Source organism: Pirellulaceae bacterium (assembly GCA_019636385.1).
Classification (GTDB): Bacteria; Planctomycetota; Planctomycetia; order Pirellulales; family Pirellulaceae; genus Aureliella.
Genome location: JAHBXT010000003.1, coordinates 801,771 through 816,453 on the forward strand (window position 1 = coordinate 801,771; position 14,683 = coordinate 816,453).

Below are 14,683 nucleotides of genomic sequence, written 5' to 3' on the forward strand. Positions count from 1 at the left end.
GATTACAGCAACCGCAATGACCAGTGCACGAGTGCCGTGCCTAAGCCAGCGAGAAGGCTGACCGCCAGCGTCCACGAAAACCAATAGTCGCGTGTGGCTTTTCCGCTGACGAAGAAATAGCAACTGGCGGGCAGAAAAGCCAGAGCAATTAAGGCTAGCAACATCCCGCCGGAATTGGCTTGAGCCGCCTCAAAAATTCGACCACGGGTAACCAATGACCAACTGGTCGTCATCCCACACGCTGGACAGGGGATCCCCCACAGTTCCAGGACGGTGCAGGGTGGCAGCCCCAGTTGCTGATGCGTGCCCATGCCAAACGGTGACGGAGTGAGCATGCGAGCTATTGCTAGCAGCAGGGCAATGCTCAAACCGCTGACTAGGCACAGCCAGCGCATTTTCAAAGTGAGCATTGGTGCTGCTTCCATAATGCCGCTACCGCCAGAGCCGGAGCGCAGCGAGCCGCTGCTGGTGAAACAAACTGATCTAAATACACAAATCGCACCGGTTCCAATTCGGTCATGTTCTTTAATCGTTCGATCAACGGACGACCGTGACCGCTGACTAGCACTTGCGGTCTGACAGGTGCATCGAACGGTAGTTGTGAATTGCTGCCCAATTCTGTTGTTGAGAGATTGCGGATGAGCGCCTGGCCGACTTGTCGAGCCTGTGCCGCCGCAATCTGAGTGGCCAACGATACGATCGTTGGCTCAGCTAGAGTTTCTGTGTCTTCACCGACCATCCGCGCCAATCTGGCCAAGGCATAGGTTCTTGTTCTAGGTCGACCGTCGGCTGTATCACAATCGTTCGAATCCTGTTGGGCAGCGCCTAGAATGAGATTCACATCGTCGATGGTCGCAAATCGCTCGGCCATGACAGGACATGAGCGTCCCTCGATGTCCAGTTGACCAACGATGGCGTGAATTGGCGTTCGCTGCATGCCGGTATAGACCAATTGTCCGAGCTGCATGCGCTGTCGATCGGTGCGCGCCGCAGTGGCTATTTGCCTGTGCGCAAGCGGGATGATATCGACTGTGGTCGATCCAATATCGACGATGGTCGACCACTCATCAGATCCCCAAGCCGATTCTTGAAGGCACCAGGCGGCCAGAGCATGCCAATTGCTTGCGGCCACGTCCCATGGTTGGCTGCAGGCTTGTTGGATGCTATACCACTGACCTCCGACTGCGTAGATACGGCACTGTGGGGCCGGCACTACTGCACTGAGGCAATCGAGAATTCTGTAAACACCTTCGCGGCGCGAAGCGAAGCAATCCGCCAGCTCGCCAGTCATCGTTACCGCCATAATTGATTGGTTGGACCAAGGCTGCATGCTAGTTGCCATGAGCTGTCGGATTGTGGAGTTCAAACGTTCTGGCTCCAGCCACAGAGCGCATGGGGCAGCCACGCATTGCCCATCTGCCGCGAATAATTTGACGTTGGCACCACCAATATCGATGCCCCACACAGCGCCCCGCAGCGGTTGAGAATTTGTTGAGTTGGCAGGTGAGGTTCGAGTCATTGCGGCTGGCTCTGGCTTGGCTCGTTAGGTGGCGGCGCGACGGAGGGTTGGAAGTGCATCGGCAGCATGATTTGAAAGGTACTGCCAGTCCCCAATTGACTACTCAAACGCACTTCGCCTCCCAGTAGTCGGCACAGCTCGCGGACGATCGACAATCCCAAGCCGGTTCCGGAATACTGGCGTGTCAAACCGTCCTGTTGTAACACAACGCTACTCTGCCGAAATTTCTCGAAGATAATTTCAAAATCCGATTCAGGAATACCAACGCCGGTATCGCTGACCGTAATCGCGAAATGTTGGTCCTTGATGTGACCTGCCTGGACGGTGATAACGCCACCATCGGGCGTAAACTTGATGGCATTGGAAAGCAAGTTGGTCAGAATCTGTTGAATCTTCGACTGATCCTGGAATACCAGCGGCATGTCGTCCGGCAAGTTGATTTGCAGGTCCATGTTTTTTTCATCAACCAGACTTTGTAAAGCTGTACATTGTGCGCGAATCAAGTCCGGCAGTGAAAAATAGGCGGGCGAGACTTTCATTTTACCAGCTTCCATCTTGGCTAAGTCCAAGATGTCGTTGATCATCTCCAGCAGCACCCGGCCACTGCCCTGAATGTTGGAGACATACTTCCGCTGCTTGTCGCTCAGAGCTTCGATTCCCTGCAGGACTTCACTGAATCCTAAGATACTGTTGAGCGGCGTACGCAATTCGTGAGACATATTGGCTAGGAAATCACTCTTGAGTCGATTGGCTTCGTAGAGTTGCAAATTGACCTGTGCCAGTTGATCGACGCGCATGTCCAATTCCATATTCAGCTCGCGTAGCTTTGATTGTCCTTCGGTCATGTGGCGCAGCATGCGATTGAATGCTTCGCCCAATTCACTGAATTCGTCGCCAGTATCCAGCGTGGCTCGCAAGTACACATTGCCGCGACTAATCTCGTCGGTCACTGTTCGCAAGTGATTGAGTGGATTGAGAACGATATTTCGAAACACGTATTGCACGAACAGCAGCGCACAGGCGATCGTGACCATAGCGATGGTAATCATCACGGCCAACGTGGTGGCTGAGACCACTTGCGTTTGGCTGTAAGGGATTTTGACTTTGACGACGCGAAACGGAATGTCCGCTGTTTGGTACCTTAAATCGCGAGGGTGGCACATCAAGCATTTATCGGGGAATTGAACGACGTGATAGTAAACGTACCAGCCGCCGTCTGGGGCATCGTCGTCGAACACGGGTCCATCCTCATCGAACATTTCGACGGTGCCTGGTGGACTGAAGTAAGTCACGACGTTCTCGCTGGCTCTTGTCTGCCCAGCCACTGCAGTTTCAGTAGCCACGCTGGTGGCAGCGGCTGATTGGGTTGTACTCGCAGGCTGACTGAGGCGTTGGCGATAGCGGACCTGTAACCGTTCCATCAATGACTGCTCGACTTCGGTGGCGGGTAAATCGGCCGAGCCTAAATTCTCGTGCATGACCTCGGTGTCCAGCATCAAGAATGATTCGCGAAAGTATGGATTGTCCACCAGCTGGCGTCGCAAGACGGCATACGCCTCTGGCTCGTAATGTGTCTGGGAGGAACTTAAGCCGCGAGGCTCTACGGGCCGAGGTGGAATCAATGAAGATTGAGAGCTAATGGCTGACTGTTGACCAAATTTGGGACTCTCAACATGCTTCCACGCAACCACTGACCGGGCATGATCACGAGCCGATTGTCGCGTTGTCTCACGCACGAGGTCCTTGGCCACGATCTGGGACAAGAACCAAAACGCTAGGCCAATCGGAACCATCAGCGCCAAGCTTAGAAACAACTGGCTCTTGCGCTGCAGCGACCAATGCCCGAACATCCATTTCATGGCTTGCCGACTGGCAATCATCAATTCGGCAAGTCTAGGTATTTTCATCAACACGAATCCATTGTGGATTAGGCGGGGTACTGGCCGCAGGCAGCTGTCCAATCCTAGCCGAATTGGTGCCAATGCTAAAGTCGCCGCGCGCTAACTCCCAATCACTCATGTCGACATAAAGCGAATATCAGTAAGATTCGGCAGAGTTTTCGCATTTTTCTGGGCCTCTGGGATGCAAAATGTGCGTCCAGCTTGCTTGTTCATCCCGACTTATCTGACTAGCATAATTGCTTGGCAGGCGCCTTCCGGCCGTCCAGGGTAGCAGTTGACCGTTTGTGGAGAAGACACTTCATGTCTAAACAGTTTCGCTATTGGAGTCGCTGTGCATTAGTAGCGACTCTAACCGTTGTAGTGACCTTCAATCCCGCCTGGGCTGGACGTGGCTTGCGGCATTGGCTCAAGCATCGTCACCATTGTCCGCCGGCATGTTGCTCCATGAATTGCTGTGTAGTCGCTGTTGAAGGCTGCCATACGGGCTGCGTTGTCTCGGACTGTGGTTGTGTTGCAGCTCCAATCGCTGACGGTGACGCCTGCCAATCCGGTTGTGGCGACTGGCGCGGCTGCGATTCTATCTCGGCGGTCGAACCTGCAGCGCCTACAGAGGCACCGCCTGCTGACTCGCAAGCAGAACCTAGTACTTCAGCGGCTGCGGTGCAGCCGCCGGTTGTCGAGGCGAAGCCGCCGGTGGTGACGACTGAACCCGCAGATGTGACGTCTCCCAGTGCCCAAGAGTCAATAGACGCTCCAGACCTCAGTCCGTCGGATGCCGTGCAGCAGGCTACGGAGCCAACTGCTCAAGCAGCAGATCAACCCACACCGATCGCTCCATCATCGGTTCAGCCTGAGCCGATGCCGGCAGAAGCCCTGACGGATGATACTGATGAGCCCGCTGTGGATAAATTAATTCCGGAAGCAGCGGCACCAGTGCCTGAAACATCAGACGATCTGTTCGATGCCGTACCTAGTCCAGCGCCAGAACGTCCAGCGCCAGAACCGTCTGATGATCCGTTTGACTACCCCGCACCATCTGCGGCTGTGCCAAGCGACGACTTGTTCGACGCAGCACCAGTACCCGCCGACGATCTGTTTGATTCCGCGCCAGCGCAGGAGCCTAAGCCGGCGATCGAGACTGGTGACGATCTATTTGATTCTGATCCTGCTGCTTCACCAAAAGCAGACGATGATCTGTTTGAATTAGAGTCTACTCCAACCAAAGAAGAAGCAGACGACTTATTTGAATCGTCTCCCGCTCCAACCACTGATGCCGCAGATGACGATCTATTCGGCACTCCGACGACCGCCACGGCTCCAAGCGACGACGACTTCTTCGGTTCAGTAGAGCCTGCGGCCACGGCGACGGTGCCTTCGGCTGAAGCTTTGGAAACACCCGCCATCCCGTCTGTAGATTCTGATGACGATTTGTTCGGCACACCGGTCACTCCAGCCGCTCCGGCCGCCCCAACCGCTCCAGCCGAGGAAGATGACCTATTCGGCGATCCGGCACCGAAAGCCAAGCCGCAGTCAGCCCCCCAAGGCGATGATGACGACCTGTTCAGCCACAGCGAGCAGCGTCATTGGCGCGACAACACCGGCAAGTTCGAGGTGGATGCGCGGCTGGCTGAGGTTCATGCAGACCATGTCCGCCTGCTCAAGTCCAACGGTAAGTACTGCAAGGTTCCACTGCGACGACTATCCGCTGGAGACCGAGTCTTTGTCGAGCGAGTTGCCAGTTTCTCTCCAGCAGGCCAGGTCAAGCTGGTGGCCATCGACCGTTCAGTCGAGTAGACGACACTTGACTTGAGTTTGGTACTCGATAACTGAAGCCGCCAAACGACTAGCCTGGTGTGCTCTGCCAGTGGCCAGGCTAGTTCGTTAATGGTCAGCATTCGCTGATGACAATCGACGCTTCGCGCGGCAAACATTGATTCGGCGTCTAGACCGCCAAGAATTCGAGCCCGAGTTTCAATTCACGTCCCAAGCCGGAGCGGGTTTCAAAGCAACCTACCAGTTGCTTGGCAGCCCAGCGGGCGCTTTCGCGCAGGCCATTTCTGCTGGCTTGGATGGACACTAACCGACTCGCGTCTTCTGCAGTTTGGACTGATTTCTACCAGCTTGGAAGCGTGTTGTAACTGGTCCTAAAAGCGGGTATACTCCTGCGCCTACGCTCCAACCGTAGTTGGCTGAATTCTTGCTACAGGAAACGTACAACGCTATGTCCACCGCCCTTACCAGACCACCGGCACAGGTTGACGCACTGGGACAAACGCATCGAACTGATCGCTGGTGGGTTGGGCCATTGTTGACTGCGTTAGGATTAGGGGCTTTCGGTGTGTACGCAACATTGCGAGCCTTCTATCCGACGCTCGTGGACCCAGTGGGCTACTTTCAATATGGACATGGTGCCGTCCAGCCCTATGTGCCTCCCAACAATGACACAACGCATTCGTATCTGTTGTCACCGCTGTTCTCGCCGCTGTTGGTATGGCCTTCACTACCAGCCTGGATTTCACCGGCCATCTTTATTCTGTGGGCACCAGGCGGATTTCGTTTGACCTGTTATTACTACCGCAAGGCGTACTACCGCGCGTACCTGGCTGACCCGCCTGGATGTGCCGTGGGGGAAGGTCGCAAAGCCTATCGTGGCGAAACGCGATTGTTTCTGTTTCAAAACCTGCATCGCTACTTTTTGTACGTTGCTATCGTGTTTTTGGTGTTGCTGTTCGTCGACGTCGTCCATGCAGCCATGTGGCCTAGCGGCCAGGGTGGTCTCCGGTTTGGCGTGAGTGTCGGTACTCTGGTGTTGTTGCTGAATGTTGGCCTGTTGGGGGCCTATACGTTCTCGTGTCATTCATTCCGACACTTGATCGGTGGCAACGTGAATTGTTTCTCATGCGCTCGGTTCGGCGCTGGTCGCTATCAAGCCTGGAAGCGCGTGTCGCTGATGAATAAGTTTCACATGCAATTTGCTTGGTTGAGCCTGTTTTGGGTCGGATTTACCGACTTTTATGTGTGGATGGTAGCGTCCGGTCGTTGGGCCGATTTTCGCTTCTTTTGATCTGACCCGTTTGCAAGAGTTGCTCGTTGATCCATGGACAAATATCAGACGTTTGAATACGACGTAATTGTGGTTGGAGCTGGTGGAGCCGGATTGCGGGCGGCCATCGAGTCGTCAGCCTTGGGGGCTAAGACCGCTATCGTCTGCAAATCGCTGCTCGGTAAAGCGCACACTGTAATGGCTGAAGGTGGTGTGGCAGCCGCATTGGCCAATGTCGATGAGCGCGACGGCTGGCAGACGCATTTTCGCGATACGCTCAAGGGCGGTTGGAAGCTCAACCAATGGCGCATGGCACAATTGCATGCCCAAGAGGCGCCCGAACGTGTGCGCGAACTTGAGCGGTGGGGGGCGGTGTTCGATCGCACCAAAGATGGTCGCATTCTACAGCGCAACTTCGGGGGGCACACCTATCCGCGCTTGGCTCACGTGGGCGATCGCACTGGCTTGGAGCTCATTCGCACGCTGCAGGATCGCGGCGTGCATCAAGGTATCGACGTATTCATGGAAGTCACCATCCGCCATATCTTGCAGGACGACGGTCGCGTCAGCGGTTGCTTCGGTTACTATCGGGAAAGCGGCCGATTTGTCGTATTCCGCAGCAAGGCGGTGATCTTGGCTACCGGAGGTATCGGCAAGTGCTGGGATGTGTCCAGCAATTCGTGGGAATACACCGGCGACGGTCATGCCATGGCTTTGTGGGCCGGGGCAGACTTGATCGACATGGAGTTTGTGCAGTTCCATCCCACGGGCATGGTCTGGCCGCCGAGCGTCAAAGGCACGCTGATTACTGAAGGCGTCCGCGGTGAAGGCGGCGTGCTTAAGAATAAGGCTGGCCGCCGTTTCATGTTCGACAATGTGCCCGATTTCTATCAGGGAGAGTTTGCTGAATCCGAAGGCGAGGCCAAGCAGTGGGTGGACGCCGTCGTCGCTCGCCGACGACCGGAAGCCCGCCGTCCTCCCGAATTGCTGACCCGTGACGTGGTAGCTCGCGCTATCCGCCGCGAAGTGCGCGAGGGGCGAGGCACGCCTCACGGTGGCGTCTATTTAGATATCGCCTCACAGCGAACTGCCGACGAGATTAAAAAGAAGCTGCCCAGCATGTATCACCAGTTCAAGGAGCTGGCCAGCGTCGATATCACCAAGGAGCCGATGGAGGTTGGTCCGACCTGCCACTACATGATGGGTGGCGTGTACGTGAATCCTGACACGCAGGAGTCGACTCTGCCCGGTCTGTTCGCCTGTGGTGAAGTCGGTGGCGGATTGCATGGCGCGAATCGACTGGGTGGTAATTCGCTGTCCGATTTATTGGTGTTTGGTCAGCGCGCCGGCAAGTATGCCGCAGAACTTGCCAAGGGTCGCCAATTCGGCAAACTGAACCAAGATGAGATTGCCGCACAGGCTGACCGCTGCCTGGCTCCATTTAATCGTAGCCAAGGCGAGAATCCCTACGATGTTCATACTGCGCTTCAAAAACTGATGCAGGACTTGGTTGGCATTGTCCGCAATGAAGAAGATTTGAAGCAGGCGCTGGAAGGCATTGCCCAATTAAAGAAGCGCGCGGAGCAAGTTCGCGTGACTGGCAACATTCAGTTCAATCCAGGGTGGCATCTGGCTATGGACTTGCGGAATATGTTAGACGTCAGCCAGTGCGTGACCACCGCTGCGCTCGCTCGCCAGGAAAGTCGCGGTGCTCACACGCGCGATGATTTTCCAGACAAAGACGAAGCAAACTGGGGCACCAAAAACAGTTTAGTTCGCCAGCGCGGTGAAGAAATTCAACTCGAACAACGCCCCTTGCCGACGATGCCCGATGAACTCAAGAAGATCATGACGGAGCTCAAGGGCTAGTGGACCATTTAGGATTAGGATAACCTGCAGCGACACGGAACGACCCACACCATGGCAGAAAAAATTCATCTCAAGATTTACCGAACCGACCAACATGGCGGTGGGCAAATGGTGGACTATTCCATTCCTGCCGATCCCGGCATGGTTGTGTTGGATGCAGTTCATAAAGTGCAGGCCACGCAAGCTCCCGACTTGGCCGTTCGCTGGAACTGCAAGGCCGGCAAATGTGGTTCGTGCAGCGCTGAAGTCAATGGTCGCCCCAAGCTGATGTGCATGGATCGAATTGACAATTATCAGGAGGGCGAGACTATCACAGTCAGGCCCATGAAGGCGTTTCCGGTGATACGAGACCTGGTAACCGATGTATCTTGGAACTATCAGGTAAACAAGAAAATACCAGCTTTCAAGATGCGTGCAGGCGCTGAGACGGATCCACGATTTACTCAAGAAGAAGCCGATCGCGTTCAAGAATTTCGCAAGTGCATCGAGTGTTTTCTATGCCAAAACGTGTGTCACGTTGTGCGCGAGCACGAGTTGAAGGAAGAGTTCTCGGGCCCCCGTTTCTTGGTGCGCGCCGCGAGCTTGGAGATGCATCCGCTGGACGAGATTGATCGCCTACCACTCATCAAGAAAGAAATGGGCATCGGTTACTGCAACATTACTAAGTGTTGTACCGAAGTCTGCCCGGAGCATATTGCGATTACCGACAATGCGATTATTCCACTTAAGGAACGCGTCGTAGATCGATTTTACGATCCGGTGAAGATGATCCTTCACAAGATTATGCCGCCCAAGAAGCGTCTCCCAACCAAGTCGGACTGAGTGCAACGCCGAGGACAGTTCCATGCTAGAGCCACGCAGGATTCGTCGCGAAAGTGTTCCGATCGCCCTCAAGCAGGCACAGCATTATCGACTGCTCGGCGAGCCGGCATTGGCCGAAAGCATTTGTCGGGACATTATTGCTGTGGCTCCGGAAAATGAAGATGCTTGGGTGACGCTGCTGTTGGCTTTGACGGATCAATTCGATACCCGGCAGGGTGAGGCGATGGATCACTCGCTGCGACTGGTCGACCACTTTGCCAGCGAATTCCGGCGCTGCTATTATGCGGGTATCATCAGCGAGCGCTGGGCGCGGGCACAACTGCGAGCCGGACTACCCATCGAGGCTGCTGAACAATGGATTCGCAAGGCGATGAATGCCTTTATGCAGGCCAATGAACTTGCACCGGCCGACGATCCGAATCCTATACTGCGCTGGAATAGCTGCTTGCGATTGTTGGATCAATACGATCTGCAAACTGCTTCACACAGCCCAGCCATTGCCTCCCCCAATCGAGACGTTGATGGGGAGTATGGTGATGATGTACCGCTAAGCTAGCCATGTGATCCGGGGTTGCGTAACGGTTCACTCGCTAGTGCTGATTAGCATCACATCCTCAACCTTCGTACTGGAGCGCGATCGGTTCCAGCACAAGCACTGCTGCTCCTGGCGACTGCTCAATCTAATCCAAGGGCTAGCCCGTCATTGCGACTTTCTGTTGCACCTTGCAGCGTTCCTTGCTGATGATCGATCAGGATGCCCTGATAGCCGCCCATCGACATTTTGGAATACTCGACGCGGTGGCCCAGAGCTCTCAACCGCTCGACGGTCGCCGCCGGTATTCCGCTCTCGACCCGTACCACACCACCGGCAGGTTGCTCAACTTCGCCCCTGGGCGTTGCACTTCCGTCGTGACGCACTCGAGCCGCGTCGCCTGCCATTTGAATATTCATGCCGAAGTCGATCCAATTGACCAGTACCTGCACTTGGCCTTGAGGCTGCATATCGCCGCCCATGACGCCAAACACAAACATCGGTTGACCGTCACGGGTGACCAACGCAGGAATGATGGTGTGAAATGGCCGTTTGCCCGGTTCTAAACGATTCGGATGCTGGGCGTCGAGTGAAAATAGATTACCTCGATTTTGCAATACAAATCCCAAGTCATTGGGCACCATCAGACTGCCGAAGCCGGAATAATTACTCTGAATCAACGAGCAGCAATTGCGATTCTCGTCCACCACACATAAGTACACCGTATCGCCATCACGCAACTTGACGTCACCTGGTTTTATGTCGTGAGCGGCCTGCTGCCAGTTGATTCGCTGCGATTGACGTTTCGCATACTCCAGCGACTGCAACTGGGCAACGGGCACAGGCTCAAAAGCCATGTCGGCATAGTAGCGAGCCCGATCGGCGTAGGCCAGCTTTTTGGCTTCAATTAGAAGATGCAGGTATTCCGGCGACCCCCACCCCAGCTTGGCCACGTCATGTTGGCCGAGAACATTTAAGATTTGCAAGACCGCGAGCCCTTGGCCGTTGGGTGGAATCTGCCACACGTTATAACCACGATAGTTTGTCGAAATCGGATCGACCCACTCATTGCAATGCCCCACAAAATCAGACATCGTAAAATAGCCACCTTGAGCTTGGCTAAACCTAACGATCTCCTGAGCAATTGGACCGGAATAGTACGAAGCAAGTCCCTGATCAACCAATTGTCGATACGTCTTGGCCAGTCGCGGATTGCGAAATACCTGACCAGACTTGGGCGCTTGCCCGTCAATTAAGTAGGTCGCTGCCGTGTCTGGATGGCGACTGAGGGGATGCGCCATGGAACTCCAAAACGCACCGATCAGCGGCGCAACGGCAAACCCATCCTCGGCTAGACGTATGGCCGGACGCAGTATCTGCTCGATCGTCAGCCTGCCAAACTTCGAATGCAGGTCATTCCAACCAGCAACGCAGCCAGGAACACTCCAGGATAGCGGTCCGGCGCTAGGCAATTCCGCATGGCCTTGCGAAGCCACGATTTGGCGAGTCAACTTCTGAGGACTACGACCACTGGCGTTTAGTCCATAAACCTTCTGTGATTTGGCATCCCAAATAATGCTATACAAATCGCCACCAATCCCACAGCTCATTGGTTCTACGACGCCCAGGACAGCGTTGGCCGCAATTGCTGCATCCACCGCAGTGCCACCTTGGTTCAGAATCTCCAGGGCAGCCTGTGTGGCTCGAGGGTCGCTGGTGCAAGCCATCGCACGCTTGGCGTTGACCACCGAGCGGCTTTGGTGCAGAGGTCCGGCCGGTCGATCGTAGGCTCCAATTTCAGCAACCGCATGTGGCTGCGCGTCGTTCTGCGCAAGAAGTGGTGTTTGGTAATCCAGTAGCCCTGCCAGCATAACACCCAGCGTCACAATTCGCATGATTCAATTCCTAATCAACGACTATTGATGGCCAATTCAGGTAGCAGGTCCTGCCAGCGATAACCACACAGTGATTGTACCGCAACTGGACAACATTAGAATGCAATCACAAATGCTTTGGAAACTCTCCACGAGAACTGCTGACCTTCTATTTGCTTCGCTGGCACTGACCATGATTCGAAATTGCCATCCTCAAGCCTCGATCAAGTAAATTCTCTCATCTGCCTGGAGAGCGGGAATTCTCCTAGCCGCCAGCGTTCTACCGGTACATGCTAACGATTTGCAAATCGACTGGAATGCCCCAGTTTTCTGTACCAGGGGTTATGAAAGGTTTGGTTAAGTAGTTGGTAATGGCGTAGCCATGGCGTTGTGGTGCTTCGGTGGAGCGACCGCAATGAGCGGTGCGTTGGGCATGGTTGAGTAATTGAAGGTGAAAGTCCTTTGCGGGACCTATCGGAGGTAACCGCGAGCGAAGGCAACTGCATGAATGGACAACTAAATCTAGCTGTTTCATACGCCGCGAGGCCATGTGGGATGGAAGCTGTTAGCGAACTGCAGCACCGAACGCAAGTGAACCTCATTGTAGGCTTGTTGGCCCGGGTTAGTGTGCCGCTATACACGACGCCCAATATCCGATCGGGGCCAGGAAATCATTCAGGGCCGGGCGACGTACATTACTCAACCTTACCCCAAGAGATCTCTATCGGTCCACAATCAGACTCCCACGAGCATGTGGTAGGGCACGCGGAAACGACAACTGCCCAAAGAGTCGATGAAGTCGGATCACTTCGTAGTAGCGTTGAAGCCGGGTAATGCCGGTGGAGCGAAGGGAGTGACAAGTTGAAAAGTTCTGAATCACGTCAACTGAAGTTCGTGTTTGCCGACAGTCTGACACTATGCAGAGTTCAGGGCGAGTTCGCGCGGTCCCTGAACGTATCTGCCAGGCCAAGAGTACTTGCAGCATCAACGGAAGTCAATTTGACGAACAGAAACAGACACCCGAGCAACTGACTGATCAGTTGTTGGAACAGTAGCATGGCTGCCGAACTTGGCACGCGCGGCTTGCTCAAGGTTGCATCGAATAAAGGTGCTCCCGGCGTCGATGGAGAGAAGCGTCAGATCGGCTGTCGAGCATGCTCCACAGTTGCTGGCCGATCTTCATCAAGCCTTGATCGAGGGTGCGTATATCCCTGGAGACATCCGCCGAGTTTGGATACCCAAGCCCGGGGGTGGCGAAAGAAGGTAGGCATTCCCAATGTCGTGGATCGAATTGTTCAGCAGGCGGTCCTCCAGGTTCTGGAGCCGATCTTTGAACCAAGCTTCCATAACGGCAGTCATGGTTTCGCCGTCGTCGCGGTGCACAGACTGCGATCGCCGAAGCTAAGGGTTACTTCGCAGAAGGTTACGGCACCTCGGTCGATATTGATCTTTCCAGTTCAGCCGACCGAGTTCATCACCAACGCTTGCTTAGCCGCTTGGCCCAGCGAGCCGGCGATGGACGCTATCCTGAAGCTGATTCACTTGATGCTGAAAGCGAAAGTCGTCTTACCAGATGGCAGTAGTTCTCCGACGCAGAAGGGGCCCCGCAAGGCGGTCCGCTTTCACCACTCCTCTCGAACGTCGTCCTTGACGAACTCGACTGGGAATTAAGTCGTCGTGGCCTTCGCTAGGTGCGGCTTTATGCTGATGATTTCAGTATTTTCGTCCGCAGTCTGGGGCTGGAGAACGCGTGATGGCATCCGTGCAACGATTCATCGAAGACCGTCTTCGCCTCAGGTGAATACGGAAAAGAGTTCGGTAGAGTCAGCCGTTTGACCTTTCCTTCCTTGGCTTTAGCCTGCGGAAAGCATCGATGGCTCAATCTCAGTCAGTATCTCCGCTAAGACAAAGCAACGTTTGTCTGCCCGCATTCGCGAGCTAACACCTCGCATGGGAGCAACTCATTCGCTCGCTGCGTCGAACAGTGCCAACCGCTATTTAACGGGTTGGGTTGGATACTCGGTTATGCACCAGCCCAAGAGATTCCTTCAGCAGCTTTGATGCTCATATCCGGCGGCTTCCACGAGCCATCTTAGTCCGCCAGAAGAAACGCTCACGTCACCTGTACCGTCATTTGCAAACCCGCGGCGTATCCCGGGGCCAAGCTTGGAAAACCGCCTATCAGATTCGTAGCGTTTGGAAGCGAAGCAGCAGCTTTGGTGTCCACAAAGCCTACTCGAACGCATGGTTCGAGCAACGGCTTGTATCGCTCTCCGTCCGATGGCAAGAACTCCAGCCAGCCGCACTGGTCAGGGCAGCTTATGCTGTTCTAGCATGTTCAGCTTGAGGAGCCGGATGTGGGCCCACAAGTCCGGTTCTGTGAGAGGTGCGGGGGAGCAATCCCCCGTGCCTACTCGACGGGACGAAGCACCACAACGGAGCGCGAACTCAGGTGGGGTTAAGTATCCAAGCAAACTATGCGGGCGCTGCTGGTTGAAGTCGTGCTGCCAGGCACATGCATTGAGGCGTGCATCGAGTTCGTTAAGCAGTTCGGTCTGGCTCAGGTGGGATGGATCAGGGGGACAGGGATGTGGATCAGGGGCCACGCGCAGCGTAGTGGGCATGGCCGTCAGTGTGCAGGCATCGACCTCCGGTGCGGTAGGCTCGAGCGTTGCGGGCAACTACGGTTGGGTGACTCTGCAGGCCGACGGCAGTTACCAGTATGTGATCGACCAGCTGCATCCGGACGTGCAGGCGCTGCGAACCGCTGCCGATACGCTGACCTGAACACTGATGGCGGCAGCGATCGCGGCGGAATTCAATTCATGGTCGGTGTGGATTCAGTGTTTGCGGTCAGCTTGGGAGCAGGTGTTGTGGTGTGGGTCGTCTATCTAGGGCAGGTTGCGCTTGCCGTCCTAGCCAGTTCCGCCGCTTGGGTCCACGTCGATCCGCTGGTGATTATCCAAGGCACAAAGGAGACCAAGGAAGAAGAAGAGGCAGAGAATCAAACCTTCGAGGGTCGGCTGTTTGATAATTGAGAATTGAAATTTTTTAAAATGCGCTTGCCATTGGAGATTTGAGCAGGGCGCGCGGGAATTTTATAAGAATTGTCCACGGCAAACA

The 14,683-nt window shown here is 55.0% G+C and carries 13 protein-coding genes; 8 read left to right on the forward strand and 5 right to left on the reverse strand.

Annotated elements, in window-relative coordinates; genetic code table 11:
- Positions 1–2: 2 nt before the first annotated feature.
- The 3 genes from KF752_13800 to KF752_13810 are packed head-to-tail and all read right to left on the reverse strand — an operon-like array spanning position 3 to position 3,426.
- On the reverse strand, positions 3–425 hold the full coding sequence (locus KF752_13800; GenBank protein ID MBX3422622.1) for a DUF2752 domain-containing protein: 423 nt from the start codon (positions 423–425) through the stop codon (positions 3–5).
- Positions 398–1,519: a hypothetical protein gene (locus KF752_13805; GenBank protein ID MBX3422623.1), complete on the reverse strand. Its 1,122-nt coding sequence runs from the start codon at positions 1,517–1,519 to the stop codon at positions 398–400. Before KF752_13805 ends, KF752_13800 begins: the two co-directional genes overlap by 28 nt.
- On the reverse strand, positions 1,516–3,426 hold the full coding sequence (locus KF752_13810) for a HAMP domain-containing protein (GenBank protein ID MBX3422624.1): 1,911 nt from the start codon (positions 3,424–3,426) through the stop codon (positions 1,516–1,518). Before KF752_13810 ends, KF752_13805 begins: the two co-directional genes overlap by 4 nt.
- Positions 3,427–3,720: 294 nt before the next feature.
- Between KF752_13810 and KF752_13815 the strand changes: the two genes are divergently transcribed.
- From KF752_13815 to KF752_13835, 5 genes are all read left to right on the forward strand, one after another.
- Positions 3,721–5,214 carry a hypothetical protein gene (locus tag KF752_13815; GenBank protein MBX3422625.1) on the forward strand — a complete coding sequence of 498 codons (1,494 nt, stop codon included), beginning with the start codon at positions 3,721–3,723 and terminating at the stop codon, positions 5,212–5,214.
- A 427-nt stretch (positions 5,215–5,641) separates the two neighbouring features.
- Complete coding sequence (locus KF752_13820) at positions 5,642–6,484, forward strand: hypothetical protein (GenBank protein ID MBX3422626.1); 843 nt, start codon at positions 5,642–5,644, stop codon at positions 6,482–6,484.
- 33 nt (positions 6,485–6,517) lie between these two features.
- Positions 6,518–8,332, forward strand: coding sequence for a fumarate reductase/succinate dehydrogenase flavoprotein subunit (locus tag KF752_13825; protein MBX3422627.1), 1,815 nt, complete (start codon positions 6,518–6,520; stop codon positions 8,330–8,332).
- Positions 8,333–8,383: 51 nt separating this feature from the next.
- Entirely contained in the window at positions 8,384–9,154 is a 771-nt protein-coding gene (locus KF752_13830; protein ID MBX3422628.1) for a succinate dehydrogenase/fumarate reductase iron-sulfur subunit, read from the forward strand.
- A 22-nt stretch (positions 9,155–9,176) separates the two neighbouring features.
- Complete coding sequence (locus KF752_13835) at positions 9,177–9,710, forward strand: bacterial transcriptional activator domain-containing protein (GenBank protein MBX3422629.1); 534 nt, start codon at positions 9,177–9,179, stop codon at positions 9,708–9,710.
- A gap of 119 nt (positions 9,711–9,829) precedes the next feature.
- Here KF752_13835 and ggt read toward each other — a convergent pair whose 3' ends face one another.
- On the reverse strand, positions 9,830–11,581 hold the full coding sequence (gene ggt, locus KF752_13840) for a gamma-glutamyltransferase (GenBank protein MBX3422630.1): 1,752 nt from the start codon (positions 11,579–11,581) through the stop codon (positions 9,830–9,832).
- A gap of 1,035 nt (positions 11,582–12,616) precedes the next feature.
- On the opposite strand from ggt, the gene KF752_13845 reads away from it, so the two are divergent.
- The gene (locus KF752_13845) at positions 12,617–13,231 is read left to right on the forward strand and encodes a hypothetical protein (GenBank protein ID MBX3422631.1); all 615 of its coding nucleotides are present in this window, start codon (positions 12,617–12,619) and stop codon (positions 13,229–13,231) included.
- 638 nt (positions 13,232–13,869) lie between these two features.
- Here KF752_13845 and KF752_13850 read toward each other — a convergent pair.
- Positions 13,870–14,241: an integrase core domain-containing protein gene (locus KF752_13850; protein MBX3422632.1), complete on the reverse strand. Its 372-nt coding sequence runs from the start codon at positions 14,239–14,241 to the stop codon at positions 13,870–13,872.
- A gap of 10 nt (positions 14,242–14,251) precedes the next feature.
- Here KF752_13850 and KF752_13855 point away from each other — a divergent pair, with 10 nt between their 5' ends.
- Entirely contained in the window at positions 14,252–14,347 is a 96-nt protein-coding gene (locus KF752_13855) for a VCBS domain-containing protein (GenBank protein MBX3422633.1), read from the forward strand.
- 38 nt (positions 14,348–14,385) lie between these two features.
- The gene (locus KF752_13860; protein ID MBX3422634.1) at positions 14,386–14,598 is read left to right on the forward strand and encodes a hypothetical protein; all 213 of its coding nucleotides are present in this window, start codon (positions 14,386–14,388) and stop codon (positions 14,596–14,598) included.
- The last annotated feature ends 85 nt before the right edge of the window (positions 14,599–14,683 follow it).

Coding starts and splice junctions, on each gene's coding strand:
- KF752_13830 (MBX3422628.1), top strand. CDS start 8,384: ATGGCAGAAAAAATTCATCTCAAGATTTACCGAACCGACCAACATGGC.
- KF752_13860 (MBX3422634.1), top strand. CDS start 14,386: ATGGTCGGTGTGGATTCAGTGTTTGCGGTCAGCTTGGGAGCAGGTGTT.
- KF752_13845 (MBX3422631.1), top strand. CDS start 12,617: ATGGCTGCCGAACTTGGCACGCGCGGCTTGCTCAAGGTTGCATCGAAT.
- KF752_13810 (MBX3422624.1), bottom strand. CDS start 3,426: ATGAAAATACCTAGACTTGCCGAATTGATGATTGCCAGTCGGCAAGCC.
- ggt (MBX3422630.1), bottom strand. CDS start 11,581: ATGCGAATTGTGACGCTGGGTGTTATGCTGGCAGGGCTACTGGATTAC.
- KF752_13800 (MBX3422622.1), bottom strand. CDS start 425: ATGGAAGCAGCACCAATGCTCACTTTGAAAATGCGCTGGCTGTGCCTA.
- KF752_13805 (MBX3422623.1), bottom strand. CDS start 1,519: ATGACTCGAACCTCACCTGCCAACTCAACAAATTCTCAACCGCTGCGG.
- KF752_13820 (MBX3422626.1), top strand. CDS start 5,642: ATGTCCACCGCCCTTACCAGACCACCGGCACAGGTTGACGCACTGGGA.
- KF752_13815 (MBX3422625.1), top strand. CDS start 3,721: ATGTCTAAACAGTTTCGCTATTGGAGTCGCTGTGCATTAGTAGCGACT.
- KF752_13825 (MBX3422627.1), top strand. CDS start 6,518: ATGGACAAATATCAGACGTTTGAATACGACGTAATTGTGGTTGGAGCT.
- KF752_13835 (MBX3422629.1), top strand. CDS start 9,177: ATGCTAGAGCCACGCAGGATTCGTCGCGAAAGTGTTCCGATCGCCCTC.